This is a genomic window from Kribbella sp. NPDC048837 (assembly GCF_055586945.1).
Genome location: NZ_JBVJHF010000005.1, coordinates 417,346 through 431,688 on the forward strand (window position 1 = coordinate 417,346; position 14,343 = coordinate 431,688).

Here is a 14,343-nt window from a genome sequence, read left to right on the forward strand (position 1 = left end):
CATCAGACCGGCCTGGCGGAGAGGGTCAGCCGCCAGGCCAGTTCACCGCTGGCCGGCACCACCGCGGCATCCTCCGGCCCCGCCTCGGCGAGGTCGAACACCCGGCCCAGCATCGGCTCCACACCGAGACTCCGGTACGGCGCGTCGTCCGGGAAGCCGCCCTGGTTGCGCCAGAACGCCGTGGAGACTGGTTGCCCAGGGCAACTCAAAGTCATCGTGAGCTCGGCGCCCCGGTCGCGGACCGAGACCGACGGGCAGTCGACCAGAACCCCGCCGACCGCAGTGCCGTCGGAGGGGCCGTAGGTGGTCAGATCAAGTGGTGTCGGCCAGGCGGTCGTGACCCAGGGTTCGCCGTCAGGCCAGGCCCAGGGGAGCAACGGTGCGGCCTCCGGGTAGAGGCAGCAGGTAGTTCCGCCAGGTGCCGCGATGGTGGCGCCGACGGCGCAGTCCAGGAGCGCATGGGCGGCCCAGACGAAGCGGAATCCGGCCGGCGCCTCCAGCCGGTAGTCGACGGCGACCGTGTCCGTGCCGGAGGTGATCGCGCGGGTCAGGGTCGCGTCGCCATAGGTGACCGCGCCGTCCCACGGCTGGTTCCAGAGACCGCCATGGTCAGGTGTTCCGCGAACGGTGGGGAAGCATTCGTCGACCCCACCGGCGTCGATGAACGCCGTCATGCCGGTGCGAGGACCCGTCACCAGAGCCGGGCCTGGCCAGAGCCATTCCCGGTTGGCCAGTTGGAGCGAGGTCCAGCGGCCGCCGTCGACGAGGTCTACGGTCACCATTCGGCGAAGGAGCCGTCCTCGTGGGCCCAGACCGGGTTGCGCCAGGCGTGGCCGGTCTTGTCGGCGGCGCGGACGGCGTCCTCGTCGATCGTGATTCCCAAGCCAGGCAGGGGATTCCACTCGGCGTGCCCGTTGACCCAGGCGAACGGCGCCGGGTCCGCGACGTACGACGTGAGGTCGCTGGTCAGGTTGTAGTGGATGCCGCGACTCTGCTCCTGGATCAGGAAGTTCGGCGTCGCGAACGACACCTGCAGGCTCGCCGCCAGCGAGATCGGCCCGAGTGGACAGTGCGGCGCCAGCATCGCGCCATGCGTGTCGGCCAGTACGGCGATCCGCCGCAACTCGGAGATCCCGCCCGCGTGCGATACGTCGGGCTGGACGACCGCGACGCCGGCGTCGAGGGGCGCCACGAACTCGGCGCGATGGTAGAGCCGCTCGCCCAGCGCGACCGGAACCGTCGAGGTGCTGACCACCTCCGACAGGTGGGTCATGTGCTCGGGCAGCACCGGTTCCTCGACGAAGAACGGCTGCAGGTCCTCGACGGCGTGCAGGATCCGCCGCGCGCCGGCAACTCCGACCCGGCCGTGCAGGTCGATCGCCACGTCGCGGTCGTCGCCGAGGGCCTCCCGGGCGGCGGCCAACCGCGCGACGATGTCGTTGATCTCGGCAAGAGACGGCGACGGCTGGATCCTGCCGCTCCCGTTCATCTTCACCGCGGTCATCCCCGCGGCGACCTGTTCGGCGACGGCGTCCCCGACCTCGGACGGCTCGTCGCCACCCACCCACGAGTACACGCGCACCCGATCGCGGACCCGTCCGCCGAGCAGCGCCGCGACGGGAGCGCCGTACACCTTGCCGGCGATGTCCCAGAGCGCGTGGTCCAGCCCGGCGACGGCGCTACTCAGCACCGGCCCGCCGCGGTAGAAGCCGCCCTTGGTCAGCACCTGCCAGTGCCGCTCGATCTGCAACGGGTCCTGGCCGATCAGGTACTCCGACAGGACGTCGATCGCGGTCCGGACGAGCTCGGCCCGGCCCTCGACCACGGGCTCGCCCCAGCCGACGACGCCGTCGCTCGTCTCGATCCGGCAGAACAGCCAGCGCGGTGGGACCAGGAACGTCTCGATCCGCTCGATCTTCACCGGCGCCGTCCACGGGAGGAACCGCGAACCTCGGTCAGGTCCTCCGCGGCCTTGGCCAGCAGCTCCCGCATCGCCTGCTCGGCGGCGACGGAGTCGTGCGCCCGGATGGCGTCGAGCACGCGCCGGTGGCTCGGTATCGGGTCGTCCGACGGCTTCACCTTGTGCACCAGCCGGTCGCGATCGGCGAGCCCGGTCTCCATGATCACTTCCATCTTCGTCAGCAGTTCGTTGCCCGTTGCCGCCAGCAACGCCCGGTGGAACGCGAGGTCCGCGGCCGCCGCGGCGAGGTTGTCACCCGCGGACTCCATCGCCGCGAGCGCCTCGTCGAGTGCCGCGAGGTCCGCGTCGTCGGATCGCAGCGCGGCCAGCCGGGCCGCGGCCGGTTCGACGATCCCGCGCACCTCGTGCAGCTCCTCGAGCAACTCGGGCCGGGCGTCGGCGTCCTTGAAATGCCAGCGGATCATGTCCGCGTCGAGCAGGTTCCAGTCCGAGCGCGGGCGGACGAACGTGCCGCGCTTCTGTCGCGCGTCGACCAGGCCCTTCGCGGTCAGGACCTTCAACGCCTCCCGGACCGCGGTCAGGCTGACCCCGAGGTCGGACTGCAGCTCGGTCACGTTGATGGTCGCGCCCTCCGGGATCTGCCCGGACAAGATGCGATCGGCCATCACCTCCACGATCTGCCCGTGCAGTCCCCGCGACACCCCGCGCTGGATCCCCGTCACACCGTTCTCCCTCATGCCGAGTCCTTCGCCGCGGACCATCCGCCGTCGACCACCAGGCTGGCAGCGGTCACGTACGACGCCTCAGCCGACAACAAGAACGCCACTACCTGAGCCACCTCGTCCGGCTGCCCGAGCCGCCCGATCGCCGTCGCCCGGGCACTCTGCTCCCGGCCGTCGGCGTCGACGCGGTCCCACATCGCGGTCTCGATCGGGCCCGGAAGCACGGTGTTCACCCGGATCGAGCCGCCGTACTCGACCGCCAACTGGCGACCGAGGGCGACCAGCGCGCCCTTCGTCGCCGCGTACGCCGGATGCCCGGGCAGACCGGCGAGAGCGTGCACCGACGACATCAGTACGACGGACCCCGCGCCCGCCGCCAGGTCGTCGTACAGCGCCTGGAACCCGAGGAACGCGGCGGTCAGGTTGACGTCGAGCTGTCGTTGCCAAGACCGCGGCGACAGCTCGTGGGCCGGTTTCACGTCGGCGAAGCCGGCGTTGCTGACGAGCCCGTCGATCGGGCCGAGCTCGTCGCGACCTCGGGACCGCACCTGGTCCCAGGTGTCCGGCGCGGAGACGTCCCCCAGTACGGCGATGGTCCGGCCCGGGACCTCCGGACACGGCTGGACGTCGACCTGCACCACGGACGCACCCTCGGCGAGGCAGCGCTCGACACACGCCGCGCCGATCCCCGACGCCGCGCCGGTCACCACGATCACCCGCCCAGCCAGCCGCACCCGCCACTCCTCCCACGCCGCTCCCACCCAAGCACGTGCGGCGAAGCGTTCCAACGATGAACGAGGCACCAGTTGACCGTGACGCCACTGCCACGTCAAGCGATTTGCTCGTAATTTACGAATTAATATTGACACCCGGGGCGGCTCGCCGCAAGATCGTCGGCAACAAGGACCACTCACTCGGCCGGTATGACCGTCGAGGCGATCTCAGGAGTTGGCATGACGGGTCTGGCAGCAGATCGGCGGACATTCCTCAAGGGACTCGGACTTCTCGGGGCGGCGGCCCTGGTGCCCGGGTGCGCGACCTCGACGAAGAGTCCGGGCAGCGGCAGCGCGGCCACTGGTGAGCTCTCGCTGCAGTCGAACCTCTCCAGCGAGCAGGCGAAGGCCGCGATGGAGAAGCTCGTTGCTGCGTACAACAAAACCGGCGGTTCCCAGGTCAAGCTGAACACGGTCGCGGCGGAGATCTTCCGCACCCAGCTGCCGACGTACCTGACCTCGGCGAACCCGCCGGACGTCTACACCTGGTACGCCGGCTCGGTCGCGGACTCGTACGCGAAGAAGGACCTGCTGCTCGACGTGTCGAGCGTGTGGGACAGCATGACGAACTACCCGAAGTCGATGCAGACGCTGTCCACCAGCAGCGCCGGGCAGAAGATCTTCGTGCCGACCAGCTACTACTGGTGGGGCATGTTCTACCGCAAGTCGAACTTCGCCAAGTGGGGCGTGACCCCGCCGAAGACCTGGGACGAGTTCCTGGCGGTCTGCAAGACGATCCAGAGCAAGGGTGTCCCGCCGATCGGGATCGGGCTCGGCGACACCCCGTGGGTGGCGTCGGCGTGGTTCGACTACCTGAACATCCGGATCAACGGGGCGCCGTTCCACCGGCAGTTGCTCGCCGGCGAGGGCCGCTTCGACGACCCGAAGGTGAAGGCGGTCTTCACCAAGTGGCGCGAGGCGCTGCCGTACTTCGACCCGAAGGGCAAGTCGTTCCCGTTCCAGGAGGCGACGTCGGCGCTGCTGGCCGGCAAGACCGGGATGTTCCTGATCGGGACTTTCTTCGCCGACTCCGCGCCGAAGGACGCACTGGACGACATCGACTTCTTCCAGTTCCCGATCATCGATCCCGCCGTACCGGTGGCCGAGGAGGCGCCGACGGACGGGTACTTCGCGTCGAAGAAGGCGAAGGACCCCGAGGGTGTGAAGAAGTTCATGACCTGGCTGGCGACGCCGGAGGCGCAGGAGATCTACGTGCAGAGCTCGTCCGGTACGGCGATCCCCGCGAACCCGGACGGGAAGTCCGCCGACACCCCGCTGGTGAACAAGGGCAAGGCGATGATCGAGAGCGCGGCCGAGCTGACCCAGTTCTTCAACCGCGACTCCAGTGACGCGCTCCAGCCGACCGCTGACGCCGCCCTCACCAAGTTCCTCGACAAGCCGGACCAGATCGACCAGATCCTCAAGGACTGGCAAGCCGCCGCAGACAAGGTCTTCAAGGCGTGACTTCCACTTTGACAGAGACAGCCCCCGGCCGGTCCGCGCCACGGACCGGCGGGGGTGCGTCCCGGCGTACCAGGAACTCGGGACCGCGGCGGGTGTCGCCGTTGATCCTGGCGTTCGTCCTTGTGCCGTTCCTCATTGAAGCGGTGTGGGTGTTCTGGCCTGCTTTGCAAGGGTTCTGGTTGGCGTTGACCAGTTGGGACGGGTTGTCGGCGCCTCGGTTCGTCGGGTTCGGCAACTTCCGGGACATGGTGTCGGATCCGATCTTCCGGACTGCCTTGAAGAACACGGCGATCTGGCTGGTGCTGTTCGGCGGGTTGAGTGTGGTCGGTGGGTTCGGGATGGCGTTGCTGCTCCAGCGGGAGCGGCGGGGCGTCGGGATCTACCGGGCCGCGCTGTTCACCCCGGTCGTGTTCTCGCTCGTCGTCACCGCGCTGATCTGGCGCGTGTTCTACCAGCCGGACGGCCTGGTCGACACCGTGTTCCGATCCGTTGGCCTGGGCAACTTCATCCGGCCGTGGCTCGCCGACCCCGACACCGCCCTGTACGCCGTGATCGTGCCGGCGCTGTGGCGTCAGATCGGGTACGTGATGGTGCTGTACCTGGCCGGCCTGAAGGCGGTCGACCCGGCCCTGTACGAGGCCGCGAAGGTGGACGGCGCCTCGGCCTGGCAGCGCACGCGCTTCGTCACGATCCCGCAGCTCAAGGGCGTGAACTCCGTCGTCCTGTCGGTGATCGTGATCGACTCGCTGCGATCCTTCGACATCGTCTGGTCGATGACGAGGGGCGGTCCGTACCACTCGTCCGAGCTGCTCAGCACGTACATGTACTCGACCGCGTTCCAATCCACGCAACTGGGCTACGCGTCCGCGCTGGCCGTGGTGATCTTCGTCCTCGCGCTGGCCGTGATCCTCGGCTACCTGATCCGTGCCTTCCGGGAGGAGACATGAACCGGCTCAAGACGTCGGGCTACCACCTGGCGATGGGGCTCGTCTCGTTCCTGTGGATCGCGCCGATCCTGTGGGTGATCGTGATCTCGTTCCGCAGCTTCGACGACGTCGCCGCGAACGGGCTCGGGTCGTTGCCGCACTCGTTCACGTTCTCGACGTACAAGTCGGCGTGGGAGGACGCGGACGAGTTCCGGGCCTTGATCAACAGTCTGCTGGTGACGATCCCGGCGGTGATCCTCAGTCTCGGGCTGGCGTCGATCGCGGCGTACGGGCTGGCGCGGTACAGCATCCCGTTCCGGCGGACCGTGCTGCTGCTCATGCTGATGGGGAACCTGCTGCCGCCGCAGATCCTGCTGATCCCGATCTCGCGGTTCGTGGAACTGATCGGGTACTACGACACTCTCATCGCACTCATCGCCGTCCATGTCGGCTTCGGGCTGGGGTTCTACACGTTCGTGCTGCACGGGTTCATGCGGGATCTGCCGCGGGAGATCCAGGAGGCGGCGACGATCGACGGGGCCGGGCCAGGGCGGATCTACTCGAGTGTGATCCTGCCGCTGACGCGGCCGGCTCTGGCCGCGCTCGGTGCGTTGTCCTTCACGTGGATCTTCAACGACCTGCTGTGGTCGATCACGGTGATCCGCTCCGGCGAGAAGATGCCCGTCACGCCGGCATTGCTCGGCCTCCAGGGTCTCTTCGTCTCGTCCTGGAACGTGATCGCCGCCGGCACGGTCATCGCGGCCGTCCCGACGGTCGCCGTCTTCCTCCGCTTCCAGAAACACTTCGTCGGCGGCCTCGCGATCGGGGCGGTCAAGTGAAAACCTGGACCCTCCGCGGTACGACGACGTCGTACGTCGTCGGCGTACCCGATCACGGCCAGTGGGCCCAACTGGTTGCCTGGGGCCCCCACGCGGTCGCCGAAGGTCCGTCGGTCATAGCCCCGGAAGGCACCGAACACTTCCTCCCACGAGCCGACGTAGAACCCCTCGAGTACGCCGTTCGCGGCGTCCGCTACGCGGCACCCGTGGACCTGGTGGTGAGCGGCCCGGACGGCGTGGACGAACTGCGCCCGCAGTTCGTCCACGCAACCGCCGGGGATCAGCTGGAGCTGACCTTCGTGGACGAGCTGCGAGCAACTCGCCTCGTCCTGCACTACCGGATGGCCGGGGATGCGGTGGAGCGGTGGGTCTCCGTGCACAACGACGGGGACGACGAGCTCACCTTGCACCGCCACGACTCGGCCGGGTTCACCGTGCCCGTGGGCAACACCGTCAAGTACTTGTGGGGTGAGTGGAACAGCGAGTTCCAGCAGTCACAGGTGACGTTGGAGCGCGGGCGGTTCACGATCGGGAGTGCACAGGGGATCACCGGGCACTCGTACTCACCGTTCCTCGCGACCGACGGCGACCTGGCGTACGGCGTACAGCTGGCGTGGTCCGGGTCGTGGGAGATGACCGCGGACGTGGACACCACCGGTCAGCTGCGGATCCAGGCCGGGCGGGTGTCGTCGAGTCTCGGGATCAAGCTCGGGCCGGGGGAGACATGGGTCTCGCCGAAGGCGGTCGGAGCTTGTAGTGCGGAGGGATCCGACGGGCTGGCGCGGGTCTTCCACGACTACGAACGCGCGCTGTCGAGGAACCTCACCCCGAAGGTGCTGTACAACTCCTGGTTCGCCACCGAGTTCGACATCCGCGCCGACCACCAGCTCGAGCTGGCGCGGCGTGCGGCGAGCATCGGCGTCGAGACGTTCGTGGTGGACGACGGCTGGTTCGTCGGACGCTCGGACGACGCCGGCGGGCTCGGGGACTGGCACGTCGACCCAGCCAAGTTCCCGGACGGCCTCGACACCTTCATCGGGCAACTCAAAGACATCGGGCTCGACTTCGGCCTGTGGGTCGAGCCGGAGTCGGTGAGCCCGTCCTCCGAGCTGGCCGCGAAGCACCCGGAGTGGATCCTGCGCACCCCCGGCCGCGATCCGATCCTGATCCGCAACCAGCTGCTCCTCGACCTGAGCCGTGACGACGTCGCCGACTTCATCTGGACCACGCTCGACCGACTGCTGTCGTCGTACCGGATCACCTACCTGAAATGGGATGCCAACCGGCCGCGGCTCGACAGTGGCGACCAGCGCAGAGATCTGGACGGGCGCGTGGTCGCCAACCTGTACGCGATCCTCGACCGGCTCCGCGCCCAGCACGCGGACGTGTACGTCGAAGGGTGCGCGGGTGGCGGCGCTCGCGTCGACCTCGGGATGGCGGCGCGGGTCGACACGCTCTGGCCCAGCGACAATACGGCCCCGTTGGATCGGCTCAGGATCCAGCGCGGCTTCCGGACCGGCTTCGCGCCCCACCTGATGAGCTCGTGGGTCACCGATGCCGTCGGCACCCATGACGGGCGCGACCGGTCCCTCGACTTCCGCTTCCACGTCGCGATGTCCGGCGTTCTGGGCATCGGTGCGGACCTCTCGCGCTGGACCGACGACCAGCTCGCGACCGCCGCGCGACACATCGAGCAGTACCAGGGCATCCGCGATGTGGTTGCCAACAGCAAGGTCTACGGACTCGAGGCCGGCCTGCAGTACGTCGGTACGACGCGGTCCGTGGTGTTCCTGTGGGAGACGGGTGACGGCAACGTGCGCGGGACGTTGCCGACCAGGCCGCGACGTGTGCCGCTCGTCCAGCTGGATCCCGCGACGAACTACCGGGTGGGAGACGAGGTCCACCCGGGCAGCTATCTGCTGCAGGTCGGCGTCCGCTGGGACGGCTCGGCCGATTCGAACTGCCTGGTCGTCGAAGCACTCGACTGACCGCTCCGCTCAACGGCAGCAAAGGACAACAGATGAAGCGACTCCTCGGTGGGGTGATCGCGGCGGTCCTGGTGACCGCTTCACTCGCCACCACCACAACCTCAGCCACGGCCACTCCGGCCGCGGCGCCCGTGCTCAGCCCCACGCCGTACATGGGCTGGAACACCTACTACGGCCTCGGCGGTGACTTCACCGAGGACACGATCAAGTCGGTCGCCGACTCGCTGGTGAGCCGCGGGCTGGCCAAGGCCGGCTACGACATCGTCTGGCTCGACGGTGGCTGGCAGGCCGACCAGTCGCGCAGCGCGGCCGGTGACCTGGTCCCCAACCCGGCCAAGTTCCCGAACGGCCTCAAGCCGCTCGTCGACTACATCCACAGCAAGGGCCTGAAGGCCGGCATCTACACCGACGCGGGCCCGTACATCCCGGGCAAGTGCGGCCTCGGCAGCGGCGGCTACTACCAGCGCGACGCCGATCAGTTCGCCGCGTGGGGCTTCGACGCAGTCAAGGTCGACTACCTGTGCGGTATCGCGGCCGACCTCGACCCGAAGACGGTGTTCACCGAGTTCGCGCAGGCGCTGCGGAACAACGCGAGCCACCGGCCGATGATCTTCAACCTCTGCAACCCGGTCACCTCGCCGGACTGGGGCAACTACCCGGAATCGCAGCAGTCGATCAACTCCTGGACTTATGCGCCGGGGATCGCCCAGTCGTGGCGTACGTACACCGATGTCGGCTTCCAGGGCGACATCAAGTTCAAGGACGTCCTGCGGAACTACGACGCGAACGCGCGGCACCCTGAGGTGGTCAAGCCGGGGGCGTTCGGCGACCCCGACTACCTCGCGCCCGAGCTCGGGATGACCGACGAGGAGTTCCGGACGCAGTTCACGCTGTGGGCGGTCGCCGCGGCTCCGCTCGTGGTGGGCAGCGACATCCGCAAGCTCAGTGCGACGACGGTCGGCATGCTGACCGATCCCGACGTACTCGCGATCAACCAAGACCGGGCCGCGGTTCAGGCTGTCCGGGTCGGTGCCGCGGGGACGACGGAGACGTGGGTGAAGCGGCTCGCGGACGGTAGCCGTGCGGTGGTGCTGCTCAACCGTGGTGACAGTGCGAAGACGCTGACCACGACGGCGGCCGCGGTCGGTCTGCAGGGATCGCGGTTCACGCTGAAGAACGCGTGGACCGACAAGGTGACCGAGAGCGCCGGCGTGATCAGTGCGGCTGTTCCGGCGCACGGTACGGCGCTGTTCCGGGTGCAGCCGGCGACCGGCGTACCGGGGATCCCGCATGTCACGGCGGGAATTCCGCAGGTGACGAAGGTTGGCACGGACGCGCAGCCCGAGGGTGTTGCACCGGTGGTTGCCGGGGGCGACGAGCTGACGGTGCAGGTTGCCGTTCGCAACGATGGGCTGCTGCCGGTGCTCGAGCCGGCGGTGACGGTTGCCGGTGGCACCGGGTGGACGGTCAAGCCGTTGTCGAAGGCGCCGGTTTTGCTGGCCGGGGGCCAGCAGGCTGTGTTCGGGTTCACCGTGCAGCTGCCTGCTGGGGCCGCACCCGGATCCGCGAGTCTTACCGCGTCGACGTCGTACCAGACGATCGGGTACGGCGTGCAGCGGCAGACGACCGTGTCACCGGTGGTGGTCGCGCCGGCGCCGCCGGACGGGACTGTTCCGCTCTCGCACCACGAGTGGATCAGCGCGACCAGTGGCTGGATGTCGCCGACGATCGACGAGAGTGTCGGCGGTGGGAACCCGATCAAGCTCGTCGGGCAGACGTACCCGACCGGCATCGGCGTCGCGTCGCCGTCGCTGATCCGCTACTACCTGGGGAAGTCCTGCACCCGGCTGACCGGGACCGTCGGGATCGACGACGTGGTCAGCAACGTCGGGCCTGATGGTGGGACCTCGACGTTCCAGGTGGTCGGTGACGGCAAGGTGCTGTTCGACAGCGGCGTCGTCGACCGCTTCACCCCGAAGCAGGTCGATGTGGACCTGACCGGAGTACGCGTCCTCGACCTCATCGTCGGCGACGCCGGCGACGGTGGCTACAACGACCGAGCCGACTGGGCAGCCCCAACGGCTACCTGCTGATCTCCGGGGTGGGTGGGAGAGCCTGACCGGTCTCCCACCCACGCTGGTGGCGGCGGCTATTTCCAGGCGACGTTCGATGAGCGGAACCAGGTCCAGCCGCGGCGTTGCCAGGGGGCTGACTGGTGGGCCAGTCGGGCGGCGTAGTTGGGCCAGTTGGTGGGGGATTGGGGAGACCAGGACCTCTCCGCGGCTCCGGCGAGGCGGGGGAGGAGCATGAACTGGAGGTCGGACTCCGTGGGGATGGTTTCGCACCAGATGGCTGCTTCTACGCCGGCCACCTGAGCATCCGACTCGACGCCGGGAGTGTTGTCGACCGGGTCCCAGGAGATGCTGTCTCGGATGGAGGCGGGCGCGTAGAACGGGAGGCCGACGTGTTTGCGGGTCTCCTCCTGGGCGGGGTCGGACGACGTGTCGGCGTGGGGGCGGTCGAAGTAGAGCCAGGTGCTGGCTGAGACCAGGAGCCGGGCGCCTTGGGCGAGGGCCTTCGGGGCGTCGTGTTTGGCTTTCTGCAGGCCCTCGATCAGGATCGGGAGCAGGTCCTCGGGAGGCATCGTCGCGCCGGCGGGGGCGTCGTTCATCGAGTCGAGGTCCATGTCGAGCCAGTACTGCACGACGTCGGCGGGGTCGATGGTGGCGCGGGCAGTCTCCTGCCAGCCGACGACGCGCTTCCCGCGGGCGCGGACGAGTGCGGCGGCTCGCTCGACGAAGGCGGCGTGGTCCTCGTCGGACATGCCCCAGGCCTCGTCGCCGCCGATGTGTACGTACGCACTCTGCGGGAACTGCGGGATGACGGCATCCAGCACGTCCTCGACGAAAGCCCACGTCTCAGGCCGAGCCGGATCGAGCGTGCTGAGCTGCAGACTGGCTCCGTTGCCGAGTTCGATGGTGCGGATCTCCGCAGGCGCGAGCTCGGGGTAGCTGCGGAACACGGACGCGGTGTGGCCGGGCATGTCGATCTCCGGAACCACAGTGACGAACCGCTCGGCGGCGTACGCGATGAGCTCGGCCAACTCGGCCTGGCTGTAGAACCCACCAGGACGATCGTTGATCGCACCACTGGCGCCGACTTCGGTGAGCGCCGGCCGGGACGGGACCTCGAACCGCCAGCCCTGGTCGTCGGTGAGGTGTAGGTGCAGCACGTTGAGCTTGTACAGCGAGCACATGTCGATGACCCGCCGGATCGCGTCAGGGCCGTAGAAGGTACGAACGACGTCCAGCGAGAGCCCGCGCCAGGCGAACCGGGGCCCGTCGACGATGCGGGCCACCGGCAACGTTGCCGTGCCGTCGGCCACCTGGGCCGTGATCAGCTGACGCAGCGAGGTGAGCCCACGATGCACCGCCTCGGCGGTCGGTCCCCAGACCCGGACCCCCGTGCTGGTGATCTCGAGTCCATACCGTTCGTCGGCGTCAGCACGACCGTCGGCCCGCAGACCCGCCGCGGGCGCGACGTCGTCAAGGCCGGCGGTGTCGATCAGCACCGTGATACCGGCCCCCGAGGGCGCCAGCGATAGGCCGGCATCGAGCCGGACGTCGTCGGCGAACAGCGTGGCAAGGCCGGCCAGCTCGGCCGACTGGACGACGACCCCGACAGTCTCGTCAACGACGAACGTGCCGTCGTCACCGAACGTCCGGGCGGGGGCAGGAATCAGCGGGAGATTCATCCCCTGAGTCTGCGGCACGAGAGGCCCTCGGCGGCAGACCGAGCGCGGTCGGATTCTTTCCGACTTTGCCGACTCGCCGTTTGGTAGTGACATCGCGTTCCTCGTCGGGCAGGCTCATCCTGTCGGGAACTGCTTGTTTGGAGACTAAAGGAGACATTTGTGCGCAACGCCCGCCGCCCCCGCGCCCTCGCCGCCGGTCTCGCGGCCCTACTGACGACAAGCCTGGCCCCAGCCATCGCGCAGGCCGCCAACCCCTCCCAGCCGGACCACACGACCGCCTCGGTGCCGGTGCAGCTGGTGTCGATCACCGATTTCCACGGGTACCTGCGTCCACCCTCGCCGGCCGACGGCGGAACCATCGCCGGGCCCGATGGCACCACCCAGGTCGTCGGCGGAGCGGCGTACCTGGCCACCCACCTGAAGACCATCCGGGCCGGCCGGCAGAACTCGATCTTCTTCGCCGACGGCGACAACTTCTCCGGCTGGCCGTTCGAGGTGGACGCGCACGCGGACGAGCCGACGATCGAGGTGCTGAACGCGCTCGGCGTGGAGTTCTCCAGCGTCGGCAACCACGAGCTGGACGTGTCGAAGAGCTTCCTGGTCGACCACATGACCAAGGGCAGGTGCTTCGGCACGGTCGGCGTCGACAGCTGCTTCACCGACTCGACCGGCCGCCGCTTCCACGGCGCGGACTTCGAGTTCCAGTCGGCCAACATCGTCGATGCCAGAGGCCGTACGATCGTCGCCCCGTACACGATCCGCTGGGTCCGGGACCGCGGCCGCTCCTACCCGATCGGCTTCATCGGGATGACCGTGCCGGACACGCCCACCGGCTCCACGTCGTACCAGCCGGACCTGACCGCGCTGGACCCGGTCGGGTCCGCGAACCGGGCCGCGGCCGAGCTCACCAAGCGCGGGGTGAAGGCGATCGTGCTCAACATGCACGACGGCGGCACCGACGCGTCGGCGACGTACGACAACTGCGTCAACCCGACCGGTCCCGCGATCGACCTGGCCCGCACGGTGACGCCGCAGATCGACGCGATCGTCACCGGGCACTGGCACGCCGCGTTCAACTGCAGCATCCCGGACCCGGACGGCAACCCGCGCCCGGTCGTCGAGGCCGCGAACCACGGCCGGCTGATCAACGAGATCAACCTCCAGCTCGACGGCCGGACCGGTGAGGTACTGCGCGACCAGACGACGTCGACCAACCACGCCGTCACCCGCGACGTCACCCCGGACCCGAAGATCCAGGGGATCGTCGACTACTGGGCGGCCGCCGGGGAGCGCAAGTACGCCGAACCCGTCGCGACCATCACCGGCGACTTCACCCGGACCGCCAACGCCCACGGCGAAAGCACGCTGGCAGATCTGGCCGCCGACGTACACCTGTGGACCGCCCGGCAGAACGGCGGACGCGCGGACCTCGGCGTCATCGCGGCCAAGCCCGCTACCGGCTCCACCGCCCTGCGCGGTGACCTCCTGGTTGCCAACAGCAACAAGCCGGGCGACGCCGACGGCCGGGTCCTGCTCGGTGAGTCGTGGGATGCGTACGGCTACGGCAACCCGATCCTGACCGTCAGCCTCACCGGCGCCCAGCTGGACGCCGTCCTCGAGCAGCAGTGGCAGACGCAGACCAACGGCACCGTGAAGTTCGCCCCGCTGGCCCTGTCCGGCAACGTCACCTACGCCTTCGACGCCAGCCGGCCGGTCGGCGACCGCATCGCCCCCGCCGACGTCACCATCGACGGAGCCGCCCTCGACCCGGCCAAGACCTATCGAGTCGCCGCTCTCGCGTACACCGTCATCGGCGCCGACGGCTACTCGGCGTTCAAGAGCTACACCGACCCGGTCCGCAACAACACCGACCACGAGACCTTCGCTGCGTACCTCAAGGCCCACAAGACCTTGACGCCGGCACCGCTCGACCGCGTGACGCAGAAGGGCTGACCC

The 14,343-nt window shown here is 68.8% G+C and carries 11 protein-coding genes; 6 read left to right on the forward strand and 5 right to left on the reverse strand.

Annotation, left to right across the window (positions count from 1 at the left end; genetic code table 11):
- Positions 1 to 2: 2 nt before the first annotated feature.
- The 4 genes from ACZ6O0_RS25440 to ACZ6O0_RS25455 are packed head-to-tail and all read right to left on the reverse strand — an operon-like array spanning position 3 to position 3,377.
- The gene (locus ACZ6O0_RS25440; protein ID WP_465767471.1) at positions 3 to 782 is read right to left on the reverse strand and encodes a hypothetical protein; all 780 of its coding nucleotides are present in this window, start codon (positions 780 to 782) and stop codon (positions 3 to 5) included.
- Entirely contained in the window at positions 776 to 1,921 is a 1,146-nt protein-coding gene (gene dgoD, locus ACZ6O0_RS25445; protein WP_465767472.1) for a galactonate dehydratase, read from the reverse strand. Before dgoD ends, ACZ6O0_RS25440 begins: the two co-directional genes overlap by 7 nt.
- A complete protein-coding gene (locus tag ACZ6O0_RS25450) occupies positions 1,918 to 2,658 on the reverse strand; it encodes a FadR/GntR family transcriptional regulator (protein ID WP_465767473.1) in 741 nt (246 codons plus the stop codon). Before ACZ6O0_RS25450 ends, dgoD begins: the two co-directional genes overlap by 4 nt.
- Positions 2,655 to 3,377 carry an SDR family NAD(P)-dependent oxidoreductase gene (locus tag ACZ6O0_RS25455; protein ID WP_465767474.1) on the reverse strand — a complete coding sequence of 241 codons (723 nt, stop codon included), beginning with the start codon at positions 3,375 to 3,377 and terminating at the stop codon, positions 2,655 to 2,657. The genes ACZ6O0_RS25450 and ACZ6O0_RS25455 overlap by 4 nt, the downstream gene beginning before the upstream one ends.
- 219 nt (positions 3,378 to 3,596) lie before the next feature.
- On the opposite strand from ACZ6O0_RS25455, the gene ACZ6O0_RS25460 reads away from it, so the two are divergent.
- The 5 genes from ACZ6O0_RS25460 to ACZ6O0_RS25480 all read left to right on the forward strand — a co-directional run bounded on the left by ACZ6O0_RS25460 (position 3,597) and on the right by ACZ6O0_RS25480 (position 10,726).
- Positions 3,597 to 4,880: an ABC transporter substrate-binding protein gene (locus ACZ6O0_RS25460; protein WP_465767475.1), complete on the forward strand. Its 1,284-nt coding sequence runs from the start codon at positions 3,597 to 3,599 to the stop codon at positions 4,878 to 4,880.
- A 179-nt stretch (positions 4,881 to 5,059) separates the two neighbouring features.
- Complete coding sequence (locus tag ACZ6O0_RS25465) at positions 5,060 to 5,827, forward strand: carbohydrate ABC transporter permease (RefSeq protein WP_465767476.1); 768 nt, start codon at positions 5,060 to 5,062, stop codon at positions 5,825 to 5,827.
- Positions 5,824 to 6,645 (forward strand): carbohydrate ABC transporter permease, encoded by an 822-nt coding sequence (locus ACZ6O0_RS25470; RefSeq protein WP_465767477.1) that lies wholly within the window; start codon positions 5,824 to 5,826, stop codon positions 6,643 to 6,645. The genes ACZ6O0_RS25465 and ACZ6O0_RS25470 overlap by 4 nt, the downstream gene beginning before the upstream one ends.
- Positions 6,642 to 8,633 (forward strand): alpha-galactosidase, encoded by a 1,992-nt coding sequence (locus tag ACZ6O0_RS25475; protein WP_465767478.1) that lies wholly within the window; start codon positions 6,642 to 6,644, stop codon positions 8,631 to 8,633. The genes ACZ6O0_RS25470 and ACZ6O0_RS25475 overlap by 4 nt, the downstream gene beginning before the upstream one ends.
- A gap of 32 nt (positions 8,634 to 8,665) precedes the next feature.
- On the forward strand, positions 8,666 to 10,726 hold the full coding sequence (locus ACZ6O0_RS25480; RefSeq protein WP_465767479.1) for an NPCBM/NEW2 domain-containing protein: 2,061 nt from the start codon (positions 8,666 to 8,668) through the stop codon (positions 10,724 to 10,726).
- 56 nt (positions 10,727 to 10,782) lie between these two features.
- On the opposite strand, the gene ACZ6O0_RS25485 is transcribed toward ACZ6O0_RS25480, so the two are convergent.
- On the reverse strand, positions 10,783 to 12,387 hold the full coding sequence (locus ACZ6O0_RS25485; RefSeq protein WP_465767480.1) for a beta-N-acetylhexosaminidase: 1,605 nt from the start codon (positions 12,385 to 12,387) through the stop codon (positions 10,783 to 10,785).
- A 159-nt stretch (positions 12,388 to 12,546) separates the two neighbouring features.
- On the opposite strand from ACZ6O0_RS25485, the gene ACZ6O0_RS25490 reads away from it, so the two are divergent.
- Positions 12,547 to 14,340: a bifunctional metallophosphatase/5'-nucleotidase gene (locus ACZ6O0_RS25490; protein ID WP_465767481.1), complete on the forward strand. Its 1,794-nt coding sequence runs from the start codon at positions 12,547 to 12,549 to the stop codon at positions 14,338 to 14,340.
- Positions 14,341 to 14,343 lie beyond the last annotated feature (3 nt).